The 18,704-nt window shown below is 47.7% G+C and carries 13 protein-coding genes; 5 read left to right on the forward strand and 8 right to left on the reverse strand.

Going from position 1 to position 18,704, the window contains the following annotated elements; all coding sequences use genetic code 11:
* Nucleotides 1-8: 8 nt before the first annotated feature.
* On the reverse strand, nucleotides 9-3,110 hold the full coding sequence (locus tag DXN05_RS22560; protein ID WP_116849572.1) for a SusC/RagA family TonB-linked outer membrane protein: 3,102 nt from the start codon (nucleotides 3,108-3,110) through the stop codon (nucleotides 9-11).
* Between the two features lie 533 nt (nucleotides 3,111-3,643).
* On the opposite strand from DXN05_RS22560, the gene radA reads away from it, so the two are divergent.
* The 3 genes from radA to DXN05_RS22575 all read left to right on the forward strand — a co-directional run bounded on the left by radA (nucleotide 3,644) and on the right by DXN05_RS22575 (nucleotide 6,568).
* Nucleotides 3,644-5,014, forward strand: coding sequence for a DNA repair protein RadA (radA, locus tag DXN05_RS22565; RefSeq protein ID WP_116849573.1), 1,371 nt, complete (start codon nucleotides 3,644-3,646; stop codon nucleotides 5,012-5,014).
* Nucleotides 5,015-5,226: 212 nt separating this feature from the next.
* A complete protein-coding gene (locus DXN05_RS22570; protein ID WP_147314043.1) occupies nucleotides 5,227-5,931 on the forward strand; it encodes a ComF family protein in 705 nt (234 codons plus the stop codon).
* 67 nt (nucleotides 5,932-5,998) lie between these two features.
* Nucleotides 5,999-6,568 carry a glutathione peroxidase gene (locus tag DXN05_RS22575; RefSeq protein ID WP_116849575.1) on the forward strand — a complete coding sequence of 190 codons (570 nt, stop codon included), beginning with the start codon at nucleotides 5,999-6,001 and terminating at the stop codon, nucleotides 6,566-6,568.
* A gap of 105 nt (nucleotides 6,569-6,673) precedes the next feature.
* Here the strand turns inward: DXN05_RS22575 and DXN05_RS22580 are convergent, their stop codons facing one another.
* From DXN05_RS22580 to DXN05_RS22595, 4 genes are all read right to left on the reverse strand, one after another.
* On the reverse strand, nucleotides 6,674-7,867 hold the full coding sequence (locus tag DXN05_RS22580; protein ID WP_116849576.1) for a carbamoyl phosphate synthase preATP-grasp domain-containing protein: 1,194 nt from the start codon (nucleotides 7,865-7,867) through the stop codon (nucleotides 6,674-6,676).
* Nucleotides 7,868-8,060: 193 nt separating this feature from the next.
* Nucleotides 8,061-8,816, reverse strand: coding sequence for a TerC family protein (locus DXN05_RS22585; RefSeq protein ID WP_116849577.1), 756 nt, complete (start codon nucleotides 8,814-8,816; stop codon nucleotides 8,061-8,063).
* A 332-nt stretch (nucleotides 8,817-9,148) separates the two neighbouring features.
* Nucleotides 9,149-10,204 (reverse strand): quinone-dependent dihydroorotate dehydrogenase, encoded by a 1,056-nt coding sequence (locus DXN05_RS22590; protein ID WP_116849626.1) that lies wholly within the window; start codon nucleotides 10,202-10,204, stop codon nucleotides 9,149-9,151.
* A gap of 71 nt (nucleotides 10,205-10,275) precedes the next feature.
* On the reverse strand, nucleotides 10,276-11,553 hold the full coding sequence (locus tag DXN05_RS22595; RefSeq protein ID WP_158559406.1) for a D-alanyl-D-alanine carboxypeptidase/D-alanyl-D-alanine-endopeptidase: 1,278 nt from the start codon (nucleotides 11,551-11,553) through the stop codon (nucleotides 10,276-10,278).
* 102 nt (nucleotides 11,554-11,655) lie between these two features.
* Between DXN05_RS22595 and DXN05_RS22600 the strand changes: the two genes are divergently transcribed.
* Nucleotides 11,656-13,698 carry a M13 family metallopeptidase gene (locus DXN05_RS22600; protein WP_211330126.1) on the forward strand — a complete coding sequence of 681 codons (2,043 nt, stop codon included), beginning with the start codon at nucleotides 11,656-11,658 and terminating at the stop codon, nucleotides 13,696-13,698.
* 50 nt (nucleotides 13,699-13,748) lie between these two features.
* Here DXN05_RS22600 and DXN05_RS22605 read toward each other — a convergent pair whose 3' ends face one another.
* Nucleotides 13,749-14,891, reverse strand: coding sequence for a formimidoylglutamase (locus tag DXN05_RS22605; RefSeq protein WP_116849579.1), 1,143 nt, complete (start codon nucleotides 14,889-14,891; stop codon nucleotides 13,749-13,751).
* A 142-nt stretch (nucleotides 14,892-15,033) separates the two neighbouring features.
* Between DXN05_RS22605 and DXN05_RS22610 the strand changes: the two genes are divergently transcribed.
* Entirely contained in the window at nucleotides 15,034-16,854 is a 1,821-nt protein-coding gene (locus tag DXN05_RS22610; protein ID WP_116849580.1) for a BatD family protein, read from the forward strand.
* A gap of 38 nt (nucleotides 16,855-16,892) precedes the next feature.
* Here DXN05_RS22610 and DXN05_RS22615 read toward each other — a convergent pair whose 3' ends face one another.
* Together DXN05_RS22615 and DXN05_RS22620 are read right to left on the reverse strand one after the other, a co-directional pair.
* Nucleotides 16,893-17,600 carry a response regulator transcription factor gene (locus tag DXN05_RS22615; RefSeq protein ID WP_116849581.1) on the reverse strand — a complete coding sequence of 236 codons (708 nt, stop codon included), beginning with the start codon at nucleotides 17,598-17,600 and terminating at the stop codon, nucleotides 16,893-16,895.
* A 40-nt stretch (nucleotides 17,601-17,640) separates the two neighbouring features.
* Complete coding sequence (locus DXN05_RS22620) at nucleotides 17,641-18,615, reverse strand: sensor histidine kinase (RefSeq protein ID WP_116849582.1); 975 nt, start codon at nucleotides 18,613-18,615, stop codon at nucleotides 17,641-17,643.
* Nucleotides 18,616-18,704: the final 89 nt, after the last annotated feature.

Genomic DNA, 18,704 nt, shown 5'->3' on the forward strand with positions numbered 1-18,704 from the left:
TTGGGTTTTTACAGGCCAATGTTTACACCGAATACAATGCTCTTCAGCTGCGGAGCTGAATAAAAGTCAAGCCCCTGGTTAATATTACCTGCCAGGTAATCAGCATTTACTTCAGGATCCCATCCTTTGTATTTGGTGATGGTAAACAGGTTTTGGGCCTTGGCATAAATGCGGATGCGTTCAAACCCAATTTTGCCAATGAGCGATTTGGGCAGGTTATAAGCCAGTGTTACTGCTTTCACGCGCAGGTACGAACCGGTTTCAATATAGCGGCTGCTGTTGCCGATACCGTTCGGGTAAAACAAGCGCGCTTCAGGCACCATGGTAATATCACCCGGCTTTTTCCAGGCGGCAAGCTGATCGGTAGTCTGGTTATCGAAACCGTTACTGCCGCTGGCAGACATGTACTGGCCACCCTGCATGAATATCTGGTTACCCTGTACGCCCTGCAGCAATACATCGAGATCAAAACCTTTATAGGTAAAGGTGTTACCAAAGCCGTAAATATAATCAGGGTTGGGGTTGCCGATCACTACATCTGTAGCTGCGTTGTAATCGTTGGTAGTGCTGTGATCAATGGTGCCATCTGCCTTTGGCGTATTCTTGTAATACAATGCATCGCCATTTGCGGGATCAGCTCCTGCAAACTCGCGTGCTACAAACACACCCAGGGGCTGGCCTTCCATAGCGCGGTTAACGCCGCTGCCCACTACCTGGCCACCAAGATTGGTTACTTTGTTTTTGTTGGCGCCGAAGTTCAGAGAAGAAGTCCACTTGAAATCGCGGGTAACCACATTGGTGGTATTCAGGGTAAATTCAATACCCTTGTTGCGCAGTTTGCCTACGTTCTGCAGCTGTGTGGAAAAGCCCGATGTACCGGGTACATCTACATTCAGCAACAGGTCTTTCGTATGGCGTTCGTAATAATCTACTTCAATGCTTACGCGGTTGTGCAATATGCTTGCTTCCACACCATAATCGGTACCCAGCGTGGTTTCCCATTTAAGGGCGGGGTTGGGCAATTGTGTGGGGTGCTGACCAGCCTGCCCGCCATAGGCAGTGGCGCTGTACAGGCCAAGGGCTGCATAATCATCAATACGGTTGTTACCGGTTAAACCTATGCTGGCTTTTACTTTCAGGAAGTTAAGCCATGATACATTTTTCAGGAATTTCTCTTCGCTCAGTATCCAGCCGGCAGAAGCAGCGGGGAAGAAACCATAACGGTTGTCTTTACCAAAAGCAGAGTAACCATCTATCCTTCCGCTGATACCCAGCAGGTATTTGCTTTGGAATTTATAGTTGGCCCGTAAGAAATAGGAAACCAGGGCGTTGGCATTGCTGCTGGTATAGGCTTCGGTTTTGGAAGCGCCGCTGGCCAGTTTCACATACAAATCACTCGGAAATTCTTCTGCCTTTGCCTGACTATAGTCGCGGTGGTAGCTTTGATAGCTCATACCCAGTACCGCATCTATATTATGATCGGTGGCGAAGGTTTTATTAAAGTTGAAATAGTTGTTGGTGTTGATATTGATGATCTGCGTAGTGTAATAGGCGCCATAACCATCAGGCACACCGGAGTTACGCGCAGTGAGCTTGCCGCCGTAGATATCTTCTGTCTGGTTTAGCTGATCCATACCAAACTCTGTACGGAACGAGAGTTCTTTAGTGATGGCTGCGCTTAAAAATGCATTGCCGATTGTTCTGTTCACCAGTGTATGGTAATACTGGTTTTCAGCACTCAGCACCGGGTTGTAATACACAGGGTAGTTGGTATTGGGCCTGCCGGTTGTGGTATCCAGCGCACCGCTGGTTAAGCCGGTACGGGGATCGATGTAAGGTGTAATAGGCGACAGCGCAATAATCTGCAGCGGTGTAGAGAACTGGTCATCGTCAGATACCCTGTAGTTAAGTGAACGTGCAAAGCTGAGGTTTAAACCTGCGGTAAGCCAGCTGCGCACCTTGTGTTCAAGGTTAAGCCTTGCACCGTATCGTTTATAACTGTTCTTGAGGATAATACCTTTCTGATCGAGGTATTGGCCGGAAAGAAAGAACTTGGTTTTCTCATTGCCGCCTGATACATTCAGGTCGTACTGTGAAAGCGGTGCATTCTGAAAAGCATGATCCTGCCAGTCGGTATTTACTGCGCCTGTTTTCCAGGTATCCTTGCCGGCAGCATAACGGGTAAAGCGGCTTTCTACGTAATCTTTTTCATCTGCAATGGCATCGTCAATATTATCATAGTAGCCAGCCAGCACATCCTGCCTGGCAGCGCCCAGTGCAGCCTGTTCAAAGTAATCAACGTACTGCTGGGCATTAAGGAAATGCCTTTTGCGGGTAGGCTTCTGGTAACCGGTAAAATAACCGAGGTCTATTTTCGAACTGCCTGTTTTACCTTTTTTAGTAGTGATTAACACCACACCGTTTGAGGCACGTGAACCATAAATGGCAGCAGCAGATGCATCTTTCAAGATTTCAACTGATTCGATATCGTTCATGTTGATATCGGCCAGCGGGTTGGTAGCAGCAGTTGTACTTGACTGGTCGCCCGATGTTACCGGCATACCATCTACCACGTACAGCGGATCGCTGCCTGCCGTAACCGATGAGGCACCGCGGATACGGATATTGATACCCTGGCCCAGCTTACCGCTTTGCTGGCTTACCAGCACACCGGATGCACGGCCCTGGATGGCACTTTCGAAGCTTGTGGCGGGCGTATTGGCAATATCGCCGGCATTTACCTTGGCTACCGAGCCAGTAATGTCTTTGCGCAGCCTGGTACCATAACCTACCACTACCACTTCACTGAGCGACTGTTCGCTGGCACTAAGTACCACCAGCACCGAACTGGTATGCAATACATTCACTTCTTTATTAATGTAACCTACGGAAGAAATGACCAACTCCCTAGCCTTTTCATCGGCCTGCAGTGAAAATGAGCCATTTGCGTCGGAAGCCACCGATCTTCGGCTTCCTTTGATGGTAATGGTGGCGCCCGGGATAGCCGTACTGTCTTTTGCGTCGATAATTTTGCCGGAGATGGTACGGGTTTGGCTGAATAGGGGCAACGTAAGGCACATCCATAGGATGGCCAGCAGCGATTTTCTCATGCAATTAGTTTTTAATGTATCAATTTCGGCCCCACCGGCTCAAAAAAAGCACGTTACTATGTGAAAATGATATAAGATTTAACCAAACTTAAACATTTTGAGAGAAAATGCAGCTTAAAAAAAATTTAAAAGCCAAAGCTGTCAATTAATTACCCGGGGAAACCGGGCAGGGTAAGGGATACGTAAACACCCGGCAAAGCCCGTTTTAGGCAGCAAATCAGCCGCTACAACCTTGCTGACAAAAAGACATTAACTCGATTTAAAAAGCGCCATTAAGGCACAAAAACAAGCATTTCAGCCTTCAAAAGTTTTCAACAAGCACAAAAAATAATTTTGAAATGTAGGTCATTATTGTAATTTAGTGGCAGAATTTAATGGGTTAGTAAGTAAAGGGCTGGTTTTCGTGCCGGCCCTTTTATTTTGTCCGCTCCGCAGCAATCCTTCTTCTTTTCCGCTTGTTTTTTATCAGTACATACTTGTTCACACTACCTGTTTATCGTTATTAATACTACCCTTGCCAGTATCTTTATGCCATGAGTAAGATCAAAACTGCATTCTTCTGCAGCAATTGTGGATATGAAAGCACCAAATGGCTCGGCAGGTGTCCTTCCTGCAATCAATGGAACACGTTTGTAGAAGAAGTGCTCGATAAAGGCAATAACAAAACAGACAACTGGAAGCAATACCACGGAGAACCACGTTTACAAAAGACCATCGCCTTACAGCACGTAACCACTTTAACAGAAACACGCATTGCAACAACCGATACTGAACTGAACCGTGTACTCGGCGGCGGCATTGTTACCGGCAGCATTATACTGGTAGCAGGTGAACCAGGCATTGGCAAAAGCACCTTGTTTTTACAGAATGCCTTACAACTCACCGATATTGTTACCTTATACATCAGCGGTGAAGAAAGTGAACAGCAGATCAAGATGCGTGCAGACAGGCTGAAAGTATCCAATGATAACTTTTACCTGTTAACAGAAACATACACCCAGAGCATATTCCAGGAAATTAAAAAGCTGAAGCCACAGCTGATCATTGTAGATTCGATACAGACACTGCAGTCCAACCTTATTGAATCATCGCCAGGCAGCGTATCACAGATAAGAGAATGCGCGGCTGAATTCCAGCGCTTTGCCAAAGAAACCAATACACCTGTTTTCCTGATCGGGCATATTACCAAAGACGGGAACATTGCCGGCCCCAAAATACTGGAACATATGGTAGATACCGTATTGCAGTTTGAGGGTGACCGCCATTATGCCTACCGTATTCTGCGAACACTTAAAAACCGTTTTGGCAGCACGGCAGAGCTGGGTATTTATGAAATGACGGGTGAAGGCATGCGCCCTGTGCTTAACCCGAGCGAAATACTGATTACGCAAAAAGAAGAACAGCTCAGCGGCAGTGCCATTGCTGCATCTATGGAGGGCATGCGCCCCCTGCTTATTGAAGTACAGGCACTGGTAACACAGAGTGTGTATGGCACTCCGCAACGTACGGTTACCGGGTACGACCTGCGCAGGCTGCAGCTGTTGCTGGCCGTACTGGAAAAACGCGGTGGCTTCCAGTTTGGATTGAAGGATGTTTTCCTGAACATAGCAGGCGGTTTAAAAACGGAAGACCCTTCTATTGATCTTGCGGTTATATGCGCCCTGCTTTCTTCGTACGAAGATGTTCCGCTGCCTGAACAAATCTGTTTTGCCGGCGAAGTTGGTCTTAATGGTGAAATTCGCGCAGTAAACCGCATTGAGCAACGCATTGCCGAAGCAGAGAAACTGGGTTTTGAAAAAATCATCGTATCGCGCTATAACAAAAAAGGATTCGATAACCGCAACTTCTCTATCGAAGTAGTATCACTGGCAAGGGTAGATGAAGTGTACCGTTACCTGTTTTGACGTTTGAAGGTTTAATGTTTGAAGTTTGACGTTTGAAGTTTGACGTTGGAGGTTTATCGTTTGATGTTTAATGTTGGATTGGGGGGGAGGGCTTTACTAACGGGAAAATGGTGCGTGCGTAAAAAATTCCGGTGATACAGGCAGCCACCGTTCAGTTTATCCCGTATATATGGATGCTTGCATTTGCAAGTATCACCTTGTAATTTGTAGCCGTGATTGCTTCTATTGAAAAATACCTCGGGCATGTGGTACAGCTGCTTTTTCCACACCATTGCACCTGCTGTGGCAATGACGCGCTCGATCATCCGCAAATTGCCTGTGCTGTTTGTATGCAGCAGTTGAGCAGTACCAATTTTTTTGCGAGACCAGGTAACCCGGTTGAAAAAGTTTTCTATGGCCGTACACAGGTGCAGGCTGCAGGCAGTGCGTTTTATTTTGTGCAGGACGGGCTGGTGCAGCGCCTGCTGCAATCACTTAAATACCAGAACAACCAAAGCGCAGGCATATGGCTGGGTGCATTAATGGGTACCCAGTTACAGCAAAGCGGGCGGTTTAACCAGGTTACTACCATTGTACCGGTACCGCTTAATGCAGGCAGGCTGCAGCAAAGAGGCTATAACCAGGCCGAACTGCTGGCGCAGGGCATATCCGGCGTTTGCGGCTGGCCGGTAAATGCCACTGCTGTTGTGCGCGATGTACATACCGGCTCACAAACCAAACAGGGCCGTATTAACCGCTGGCAAAATATGCAGCAGGTATTTTCACTGGCCAATGCCAGCAGCCTGTACAATCAGCATATATTGCTGGTTGATGATGTGCTTACCACCGGCGCCACCCTGGAAGCCTGCGGTAATACCCTGCTTGCCGTACCGGGCAGCAGGTTAAGTATTGCCACCGCAGCCTTTACTGTTAAATAAAACATAGCAATGCCAGCCGGATTTTATATTGTAACTTTTACCAGCCAATTTTGTTAAAAACCGAAATATGAAATACCTATTCACCATCCTGTCGTTATTACTGATATGTGCGGCAGGTAACAGCAAACCGCGTCATATGCATCATCCCAAAAGCGAAGCAGCCGCTAAAAACATTTACGACTTTACCATTAAGTCGCTCGATGGTGGCGAAATAGACTTTTCGCAATTTAAAGGCAAGAAGATTCTCATTGTGAACACCGCATCCAAATGTGGCTTTACCCCGCAGTACAAAGCCCTGGAAGCTTTATACAAAGCCCACAAAGACAACCTGGTGATTGTTGGTTTCCCTTCTGATAACTTTGGTGGCCAGGAGTATAAAGACGACAGCGATATTAAAAGCTTTTGCGAGAAAAATTTCGGCGTTACTTTCCCGCTCACAACCCGTGTTGATGTGAAAGGCGACAATACCACACCGGTATTCAAATACCTGTGCAGCAAAGCTGAGAATGGCGTACTGGATGCCACCATCAGCTGGAACTTCAACAAGTTCATACTCGACGAAAACGGCAAACTGCTGGCACACTTCGACAGCAAGGTGACGCCTGATAGCCCTGAACTGACGAAGTATCTGAATTAATTGTTTGATGGCTTGATTGTTTGATGGTTGAATACAAAAGCCATTGAACCATTAAGCCATCTAACCATAAAAAAAAGCCGGCTCAAATGAGCCGGCTTTTTTTTGCTATTTACTGAGGTGCATGCTGCGTTCTTTGTACAGCGTGCGGAAGTAAGGATCGCGTAAGTCTTTGATGAAACGGATGGCTTCACCGGTGCTCTTCATTTCAGGGCCCAGCTCTTTGTTAACACCCGGGAATTTGTCGAAGCTGAATACAGGTTCTTTGATTGCATAACCTTCGAGTTTTTTCTCTATGGTAAAGTCTTTCAGTTTGGCTTCACCCAGCATTACTTTGGTAGCGATGTTGAGGTAAGGTATCTGGTAGGCTTTGGCGATGAACGGTGTAGTGCGTGATGCCCTTGGGTTGGCCTCAATTACGTATACTTTACCGTCTTTTATCGCGAACTGTATGTTGATTAAACCACGGATATCGAGTGCACGCGCAATTTTCTCGGCGTAGTATTCCATGGTGGTTACTTCAAGCGGTGTGAGGTTGAAGGCAGGCAGCACGGCATTACTGTCGCCGCTGTGGATACCTGCAGGTTCAATATGTTCCATTACACCCATTACATGAAAATCTTCCCCATCAAAAATACCGTCGATCTCTGCTTCCTGGCAACGGTCGAGGAAATGGTCGATCAGGATTTTATTACCCGGGATATGTTTCAGCAGGCTTACCACTGCTTTTTCAACTTCTTCATCGTTGATCACGATACGCATGCGCTGACCGCCCAATACATAACTGGGGCGAACCAGTACCGGGTAACCTACTGCATTGGCCACTTCAATGGCTTCATCGGCAGTGTAGGCGGTACCATAAGCGGGATAAGCAATATTGAGCTCTTTCAGCAGGTCGCTGAAACGGCCGCGATCTTCGGCAATGTCCATGTTATCGAACGAAGTACCGATGATTTTCACACCTTTGGCTTCGAGTTTTTTGGCCAGCTTCAACGCGGTTTGTCCGCCCAGCTGTACAATTACGCCTTCCGGTTTTTCCAGCTCAATAATTTCCCACAAATGTTCCCAGTACACGGGTTCAAAATACAACTTGTCGGCAATGTCGAAATCGGTAGATACGGTTTCGGGATTACAGTTCACCATAATAGCCTCATAACCACATTCTTTAATGGCTAATAAACCATGCACGCAACAGTAATCAAACTCGATACCCTGACCAATTCTGTTAGGACCACTACCTAAAACAATGATTTTCTTTTTTGAAGAAGGGACAGATTCGTTGGAGGAAATTTTATTGCTCATTAGTTCAAAGATTGCGCAAAATTAGGGTTTGCAGCACTTTGAGCCAAACCAAATGATGGTTAAATAATAAGATGCTGTGAATCAGGGGGAAGCAGGTGTGAATCGTTGGTCGATGTGGTTTAGTTTAGCGCATTTGGTTTAAAGTTTACTGTTTGAAGTTTAAAGTTGGCCCGGAGACCTTTTTATACATTCTTTATGAGGCATGTCCGCTTTTTGCAGCTTTTGTCTTTCGCCGGGCGCGCATGTTCAGCATTTCAACCCCGAACGAGAAGGCCATACCGAAGTATACATAGTTTTTCAGATGCAGGCTTTCGGCCTGTTCGCTGCTCCAGCCTTCAATGAGCAATACCAGGCCAATCATTACCAGGAACGACAGGGCCAGCATTTTAATGGTGGGATGGTCTTGTATAAACGAAGCAATCACCGGGCTGAACAGGAACATGATAAACATGGCCAGTATTACCGCGGCAATCATAATTTCTACATGTTTGGCGGTACCACCGGCAGTAATAATACTGTCGAAGCTGAACACCATGTCAATTAACACAATCTGGAAAATGGCATTGCTAAACTTCAGGGGCTTTTTATTGGCCTCATCCATATGTTCTTCTTCCCCTTCCAGCTTGGCGTGAATTTCCTTCACCGTTTTGTAAATAAGGAATAAACCGCCGGCGATCATTACCAGGCTGGCCAGGTCAAACCCATGATCACCGATGGTGAACACAGCCTTGCCTTTCTGTTTCAGCAACCAGCTTAAGCCCATGAGCAGCAGGCTGCGCATGATGATACCAAAGACCATCCACAGTAAGCGGGCCCTGGGCTGCTGCGCCTTGGGCAGGCGGCTCATGATGATACTAACGAAGATAACGTTGTCGATACCCAGCACAATTTCCAGTACTACCAGCACAAAAAAACTGATGATACTCTCGGCTGTAAATAAATGTTCCATGTCCAATTTTATAGATAAGCAAATATAGGCAACTCTGTATGCGTACCCACTGCCTGCCGGGAAGAGCGGCAAACATCTTTCTCACGAGCTGTTTTTTATCACCGGGCAAATACTTTTGTGCAAATACGCAGAATGGCCTGCAGCTGCGGGGCGGCTCTTTACCAAACGGCGTTAAACAAGTATCTGCGCAGGCAGTTTTCTTTTTACAAATGGTGATTCAATGTCGTTAGTTAAGCATGATTTATATTTTACCGCTCCGGAGAAGTCCTATGGACAAAGAACACAAAGGGAAAACCCACAAAGTTCACAAAGGAGCCGTTAACTAAACGACATTACCGGTGATTCACCAGGTATTTGCCGATGTTTTTTACAATAGACGGGCCTTCGTAAATAAAGCCTGTCCACACCTGTACCAGCGCTGCCCCTGCTTTAAATTTCTCTGCCGCATCTTCACCCGTAAATATGCCGCCGCTGGCAATAACCGGTATTTTTCCCTGCAAGCCTTTGGTGAGGTATTGCAGCACCTCTGTAGCATGTTGTTGCACAGGCTTGCCGCTTAGTCCGCCGGCGCCGATATTTTGTACCTGTGCTGCCGGCGTTTGCAGCCCTTCACGGCTGATGGTGGTATTGGTAGCCACCAATCCGCTCAGCTGTACTTCAAAAGCCAGGTCAATAATATCGTCGAGTTGTGCTTCGGTTAAATCGGGCGCTATTTTCAGCAGCAGCGGTTTGGGCTGTGCATGGTTGTGGTTGAGTGTTTGCAGGTGCGACAAAATTTTGCGCAGCGAATCTTTTTCCTGCAGCTCGCGCAGGCCGGGGGTGTTGGGCGAGCTTACGTTTACCACGAAATAATCTACATGATCGAACAGGGTGGTAAAACAGATCTCGTAATCTTTCCAGGCGTCTTCGTTAGGTGTAACCTTGTTTTTACCAATGTTGCCGCCAACAATCATGCGGCCCGGCCTGCTACCGTTTTTGTGTTGCCACTGCTGCAAGCGGGCGGCAATCACTTTTACGCCGTGGTTGTTAAAGCCCATGCGGTTAACCAGCGCCTTATCGGCCGGTAAGCGAAACAGGCGGGGCTTATCGTTACCATCCTGCGGCAGGGGCGTAACCGTGCCTATTTCTACAAAGCCGAAACCCAGCGCTTCCAGCTCCTGCAGGTACAGGGCATTTTTATCGAAGCCTGCACCCAAACCAATAGGGTTGCTGAAATTGAGGCCAAACACTTCGCGCTCCAGTTGCGGATGTTTGTATTGAAAGGCAGATTGTATTAACCCGCGCACCAAACCTGCATTGCAGCCGCTGCGCAGCATATTCATGGAAAAATAATGAACATCTTCTGTAGGAAAATTGAATAATATGCTGCGGATAAGCGGGTATAACATGGCGCGAAGATAAATGAAAAACGCCATCACCCTAACCGGGCAACGGCGCTTGCACCTGCAGGAAAATTATTTTAATACTTCTCGTAAATGCCGGTTAAAAAGGTTTCAATCAAATGCCTGATGGCGCTTGCCTGCCCCATATGGTTGTTCACGATGATGGAGAAAATATATGTCTTGTGTTTTTTGGTAACCAGGTAACCGCTCAGTGCCAGGTTATTGCTCAGCGTACCTGTTTTCGCAAAAATAGCACCCTGCAGTTTTGGGTAATAACCACCAAGCGTACCCGTGTTGCCGGTGGGCAGGATGGCGCTGATGCGGTTAAAGCCAAAGGATTGTTTGATTTTGTTGAGCACCGTTACCAGGTCTTGCGGGGAAAACAGGTTGTACCGGCTAAGGCCGCTTCCATCTACCCATTTGGGGCGCTGGGGCAGATCGTTTAAATCGGTTTTCAGCAAGGTGTCAATAATGCGGGCATCACTCATTACACCCAGTTTTTCGTTGCTTACCATGAGCAGGGTTTGTTCTGCAAAAAAGTTATCGCTGCGGTGCATGGTAATTTTCAGCAAGGAATCGGTAGGCTGTGAGTGAATTAATTTGGTGGCGCCGGCAGGCAGTTGCGGCTGCACAGTAACCCTGCCGTTCAGCTGCTGGTTTAAAATGGCCGCCGTTCCCTGCAGCCCGTTGGTAACAAAAGGAATGGCGTCTGCCGTAAATGCCTGCTGTGAAGCTACGGTGTAAAACAGGTTGCTGTTGCGTGAGCGGTGCAGGCTGTATTTGTTTTGTGTACTATTGGTTGCGTATACAACCGAATCGGTAAACAAGGCAGGCAAGGCAGTACGGCCCTTCCATACGGTGATATTACCATACACAGGCATGGGACTTCTTTCGGCCATATAACTGGCTTCGTAATCATCCCATGTCCAGCCGTAGCCAAAAGCATGATCCTGCCACTGGCTGCTGCCCAATACAATTTTCTTGTTGCTGCCCTGTAAAAAATCCATTACCGGGTGCTGTTTAAAATCCGGGCTTAACAGGGTTGGGTCTGCAGTGGGTTGTGCATAAATGGCTTGCACGTCTTCTGCATAACGCAGCCCGGGCAGACTGTCGCCCAGGTATTTCATGGCTGCATAACAGGTAAATAACTTGGTATTGCTGGCCGGTACAAAATATTTATCGCCCTGGTAATTGTACACAAACTGCTGCGTGGCCGCATCCATAATACTGATGCCGACATGCGCCGTATTCAGCGGCTGCTGTTGCACCAGGTGTTGGGCTGAACGGTTTATTCGTTTTGATACAGAACAGGAACACAGCAGCACACTGGCTGCTGAAAACAGTACGTAATTCATTTTTATCATAGCATATTCACCTAGGGATTACCAACTTTCATCCAAATATCTGCAAGGCAATACGTTAAAACAATATTTTTAATGCCCGTATAAATTTTATCAATGAAAGTACAACTTCCCCATCACTGGCTCACCGGCATATTGCTGCTTGCCGGCACAACGGCTATAGCCGGACCAGGTAAAAAAACAACTGAAAAGCAAGCCTATATTGACAAAAACAATATGGACGCCGAGGTAAAACCCGGTGATAATTTTTACAGCTACGCCAATGGCGCCTGGGTAAAAAGCAACCCGGTTCCGGGTTCTAAAACCCGCTGGGGCAGTTTTGACGTGTTGCGTGAAGAAAGCTCCAAACGCCTGCGCAACCTGCTGGAAACTGCCACCCAAAACGGGAAAGACCGCAATGCACAGATGATCGGTGATTTTTATGCCAGCGGTATGGACAGCGCCGCCATTGAAGCCAAAGGCATTCAGCCCATTAAAGCCGAGCTGGATAAAATAACTGCCATCAGCGATGTAAACGGTTTGCTTACCGCATTCGCCAGCCTGCGTACACAGGGTTATGGCGCGCCTTTGTTTGGCATGTTCATTGGACAGGACCGTAAAAATGTAACCGCATACATTCCGCAGATAAGCCAGGGTGGTACTTCCCTGCCAGACAGGGATTATTACCTGAAAGATGACGGCCGCAGCATGAAAATACGTACCGCTTACCGCACCCACCTGGAGCACATGTTTGCATTGAGCGGAGAAAATGCAACTGCCGCAGCTGCCAGCGCCGATGCCGTAATACGTATTGAAACCGCACTGGCCAAAGCACAGCTGAGCCGCGTGGAAATGCGCGACCCATATAAAACATATAACAAATTCGCCGTAAAAGACCTCGCTACTTTAACACCGGGCTGGGACTGGAAAGACCTGTTTACCAAAATGCAGGTACAAACCGGAGACAGTGTGCTGGTGAACAATCCGCAGTTTGTAAAAACAGCCGACGCCCTGCTGAGCGCTGTGCCGCTGCACGAGTGGAAGGCTTACCTGCACTGGAGCATTTTGAAAAGTGCGGCGCCTTACCTGAGCAGCGCCTTTGTAAACGAAGCATTTTCTTTTAACCAGGTATTGACCGGCCAGAAAGAACAAACACCACGCTGGCAACGCATGAGCGGACTGATTGACAACAATCTTGGCGATTTGCTGGGCCAGCTGTACGTGGCGCAATATTTTAAACCCGAGGCCAAGCAAAGAATGCTCGACCTGGTGAACAACCTGCAAGCCACTTTCTCAGAGCGCATTAAACGCCTGAGCTGGATGAGTGATGAAACCAAACAGCGCGCGCAGGAAAAGCTGCAGGCATTCACCAAAAAAATTGCCTACCCCGATACCTGGAAGACGTATGACGGTGTTACCATTACGCGCAACGATTTTCTAAGCAACGTACACAGCTGTGCGGTATGGCAATACAATTATATGGTAAACCGCATGGGCAAACCGGTTGACAGAACCGAATGGGGTATGACGCCGCCAACCATTAACGCCTATTATAACCCGTCTAACAACGAAATCGCTTTCCCGGCGGGCATTTTACAGTTCCCGTTCTTTGATTTTGGTGCAGATGACGCCGTAAACTACGGTGGTATTGGTGCAGTAATTGGTCATGAAATGACGCACGGTTTCGACGACCAGGGACGCCAGTATGCAGCTGATGGCAACCTGAAAGACTGGTGGACAAAGGCAGACGCAGACAAATTCAAGGCAAAGGCCGATGAAATCGTGAAGCAATACGATGCATTCAAAGTGCTCGATACGTTGCATGTAAACGGAAAATTAACTTTAGGCGAAAACCTGGCCGATCTTGGCGGTTTAAACATCGCTTACGAAGCCTTTACCAAAACGCCCGAGTTTAAGGAAGGCAAGAAAATAGACGGATTCACTCCCACCCAGCGCTTTTTCCTGAGCTGGGCACAGGTTTGGCGCAGCAATGCATTACCTGAAACACAGGCGCAGCTGTTGCTCACCGACCCTCATTCACCCGGAGAAGCACGAGCCAATTGTCCGATTGTAAATATTGATGCCTGGTACGACGCATTTAGTGTGCAGCCGGGAGATAAAATGTATAAACCCAAAGAACAACGCACTCAAATCTGGTAGATAGAGTGGTCACCCCCAAAGAATCCGGTTTTATACCGGATTTTTTTATTTTAACTCCTCTCCATCGCGCGCAGCCATCTTTCGGGGATGTCGTTGTTGGCGGCGGTTACATAATCACGGTAACTGCAGGCGATATAGGTTTCATCGGGCAGCTGCATCCACCAGCGGCCTGTTTTTTTGCTTTGCAAAAAGGTGGCTTCCAGTTCGGCAAAAGCCAGTTTAAATTCATTGAAATGGTGGTTGGCACTCATCGGCGCTTCTTCCTTGCCTTTCAGCACACCATCCATCAGGTACCACAACATATGGCTTATTTGTTTGGCAGTAAGCTCATACTCATCCTGCGAAGGCAGGTAGCCGTAAATGCCGATGGTATCAATAGTGGGGCTCATACCGGCATACTGCATCAGCGTGCAGGCTTCTTCACCGGTAAAACCGTTGGGCGTAAGCCTGTTGGCAGGTGCATGACAATGCTGTATGGCAGCAATATCAAAACTGAACATATTGGCGTTGCGGATAACCGGTTCAATTTCTTCAATATGCTCTTTTACACGGCCTACCCTGAAACAGTCGAACCGCAGTTTGTCAATAGTTTCGAGCATGTGCGGGTGCACCAGGTAGCTCTGGAAACCGATATGGCTGTAATGCCTGATGTAGTTAGGTTCTGAAGTAAGCATGCTGAGCATGAAATTATCTGCCGGCACCACGCTGTCGAAATCCATATCAATACGTGCATCTACACAGGCCACTTCAATAATTTTTTCTGCCGCAGCATACACCTGGTACTGACCGATGGTAACATCGTGCGAGCCGCCGAGTATCACCACCCGTTTGCCGTGCGATACCAGTTCGGTTACCACTGCGCGCAGGGCAGCATAGCTATCGGCCAGGGTAGCACCTGCCTTTACATTACCCACATCGGCCACGTGCACATCCTGGTGCCAGTGATACAGGCTGTAGAATATTTTACGTACCGCATCGGGCGCACTTGTACCGCTGGCGGGTATACCGCCGCCCCTGTTTTCGCCACAACCTACAAGTACAATATCAATACCGGTTAAATCGGGGAACTGTTCTTCATACACGGCAATATGTTTTCCCAATTGCACGTCGCGGAAACCCTCATCGTTCGATAATTCGTACGTGTTCACAGGTTCCAGAAAATCTATAATGGTTTCTATCGAAGGGAATGACATGCCGCAAACTTACATGATTACGGCAATTTTTTCGCATTCTGACTGCGCACCCTGTTCAAACCACCTCTTCAAACGGTATCTTAACCGCTCATTAACCATCTGCTGAAGCAACACATTGTCACTACAATTATATTTGTAATGCATGATACGTCCATCCTACTTTATCAGTTGTCTCGTGTTGATCTTTGCACTGTTCCGGGCACAGGGCCAAACCGGTTTTACGGTGTCTGTTTCGGCTGCAAAAATCTACAGGAACGATGCCATCCGTGTTGAATACAAGGTAACCAATGGCAATGATGTGCGCGATTTTGTTGCACCGCAGTTTGTGGGGTGGAACATTATCTCGGGCCCCTCTTTTGCCCAGCAGGAAACGTATGTGAACGGCCAGGGCAGCCGCTCGAGCAGTTACATTTTTGACCTGATGCCTGCACAGGCCGGTAAACTGAAAGTACCCGGCACTACCATTACGGCAGACAATAAGCAGTACACCTGCCAGTCGACCGTTGTTAACGTAATGGATAAAGACAATCCTTCACCGCAGAACAACAATGCAGGCAATTCACCTTTTCCCCTGCAACGCCTGTTTAACGACAACGATGTACAGGATGACGACCCGTTTTTACGTGACCCCGTACTGAAAAACGGGGAAACACCTGATAAGAAAATGCGCGACAATGTATTTGTAAAACTGCATGTAAGCGCTACCACCTGTTATGCCGGCGAGCCCATACTGGTAGAATACAAACTGTACACCGCCATACGCATACAGCCCAGGATTAAACGCCAGCCTGCATTCTCGGGTTGCAGTGTAACAGAAATGACGACAGATGAAGCATCTCCTGCTGAAAAAATAAATGGTAAACTGTACCGCGTAATCATGGTACGCAAAGTACAGCTGGTGCCTTTGCAGCAAGGCGATTTGCCGCTGGATACTGCTTCTGTTGCCTGCGATGCAGATTTTTTAGTAGCAGGCAACCCCGGCAATATGCAGCCCTTCTCGGCAACGTTCAGCAGTCAACCGGTGACCATACATGTAAAACCCCTGCCCGATAAAAACAAACCCGCCGATTTCTCGGGTATTGTTGGTCATTTCAATATGCAGGCCACTGCACTGAACCCGGATGTGCCAGCAGGAGAAAACAATACCCTGCAGCTGAGCATTGAAGGCCGCGGCAATATTACCGGTGTACCCTTACCCAATATTAACTGGCCTGCCGGTGTAGATCATTTTGAGCCGGTGCAGCAAGACAATATCGACAAACTGAATTTCCCGGTGCGCGGCATCAAAACCTACAATATTCCTTTCCTGGGTTCAAAAGAAGGCAATGCAGTAATACCGGCCATCAGCTTTAATTATTTTGATCCTGAAAAAGGCAGTTATGAAGTGGTGCATACAGATAGTATTCCACTCCATTTCAGCAGGGCGGTAAAACATAGCCTGAAAGACAACCCTGCGATTATTACAGAAGATTTTACCACGCGGAAATATATCTGGATTGTACCGGTGATTGCCGTTGCCGTATTACTTGCCTGGTGGGTGATGACACGCCGTGATAAAAAGGCCAAACAACCTGCCGCAGCCTCCGCTGCTACCGCACAGGCACCTGCACAAACACCTGCCGCACCTGTTACGGCTAAACCGGTTGTACCGGTAACCGTTACCCCGACTGATTTTTCGGCAGCAGCTTCGAGATTGAACAATGAGCCTGACATACGGGAGTTTTATAACCGTGCGCGTAAGCTGCTTACGTTGGCATTGCAGGAGAAACTGGACATGCCCCATGCAGGCACCCACCAGCTGTTGGACGCTTTGCGGCAGCAACATGGCGATAGCCTGGTACAGCAATGCGCCGGCTTGTATGCACAATTTGATATGGCCTTGTATGCCTCTGCCTTACATGAAGACAGCCGGCCACAGGTAATGGCACAGCTGCAGCATATTATTCAGCAGTTGAAGGCATAACTTCCCGGGCAACCAGGTTATTACCGTAATGACTTTTGTTAATCGCTGTATTTGTACCCTACGCCGCGAACGGAATGGAAATGGCGGGGACTGCGGCTGTCCTGCTCAAAGTATTTGCGGAAATTGAGAATAAAGTTATCGATGGTGCGGGTGGTTGGGTAAACGTTGTAGCCCCATACTACCTGTAAAATCTTTTCGCGTGTTACCACCTCGTTTTTGTTTTCAATAAGCAGCTTCAGCAGCATGGCTTCTTTTTTACTGAGCTGTACTTTCTGCCCGTTCCAGGTGGTGGCTTCCTGTGCATTGAAGTCGATGGTATTGTCGCCAAAGCTGTAAATATTGCCGATGCTTTCGCGATCCTGCAGTTTCTTGTTTTTCTGTATCAGCTTTTCTACGCGCAACAGCAACTCTTCGAGGTTAAACGGCTTGGTAAGGTAATCATCGGCGCCTTTTTTTAAACCCAGCACACGGTCTGCACTGCTGTCTTTTGCGCTGAGCATGAGAATAGGCACGTCAATGTGCTGCACGCGTACGCTTTCTGCCACGCTGATGCCATCCAGCTCAGGCAGCATGATATCGAGGATAATGAGATCAAAATATTCATTGCCCACGGCTTTCAGGGCCTCGTTGCCATTAAAGGCCGAAGTAATGGTGTAGCCATCTATTTCAAGGTTCAGCTTTAGTGCTTCATGCAGGTTTTCTTCGTCTTCTACCAGTAATATATTGCCTTTTGTATCCTTACTCATATGTTTTGTTTATTGCCTTCCTGTTGCAGTTGACTATGCATCAGGTTAAAGGCAGGGTTACGGTAAAGTTACTGCCGTTTGGTAAATGATCGGTAACGGCTATTTGCCCGTTGTGGTCGTTCACAATTTTTTTGCTTAAGTATAAACCCAGGCCGGTGCCCTTGGTTTTACGGGTATTTTCACTGCCTATGCGGTAGAACTTCTCAAACACCCTTTTTTTCTCTGCATCGGGGATACCGGCGCCTTCATCCATTACACACAAAACAGCGTGCTGGTGTTTCTGTTTCAGCACCACCGTAACCTTTCCTTCTTTGGGTGAATATTTTAACGCATTTTCAACCAGGTTGTTGACCAGCATCTGCAAAAGCACGGTTTCTCCTTCAACGTACAATTCGGGTTGCACCTGCCCTTCAATTTGCCGCTGGGGGTAACGCACTGCAAAATTATGCACGCAATCATCCACCAGTTTGCTGAGATCTAGTTCGTCTTTGTTCAGCAGGTAAGCGCCTGCTTCCAGTTGTGAGGAAATAAGAATGTTATTGCATAGATCGTTAAGCCTGTTGGCTTCCTGCAAGGTGTTACTGATGAGTTTCTGTTGCTGTGCTTCCTCCAGCTTGCGCTTTTGTAAGGTTTCGAGGTTAAGCCGTGTAACAGCAATAGGTGTTTTAAGCTCATGGGTTACGGCCATCATAAAATTCTGCTGCTGGTGCGAAAGGCGTATTTGCCTGCGGGTGGCCTGGTACACAAATACGGCCCCTACCAGGGTAAGCAATAAAAACGTAGCGCCCTCACCTACGTATGCCGTGGTTTTACTTTTGCGCTGCGCTTCTATTTCCACCATTTTTTCAAAATAGGCGGGATCATCCTTTTTCAGCTCCTGCACGCGGAACATATACATCTGGTTGTTCTGGCGCTGTAAGGCAATAAACCACCATACCAGCACGGCTACTATGTACAGCAGCAGAAACCAGTATACAATGGTTACGGTAGCATAGTCTTTCTTTTTAGCATCCATAGCGTAAAAATTGCGCAGCCGGTGTGCAGCTGCGTACCCTGTTAATTTACAAAAGTACGCAATCGCAACACCGGCTGTGCGTTCAGTTA

Source organism: Deminuibacter soli, from assembly GCF_003412455.1.
Lineage (GTDB): Bacteria > Bacteroidota > Bacteroidia > Chitinophagales > Chitinophagaceae > Deminuibacter > Deminuibacter soli.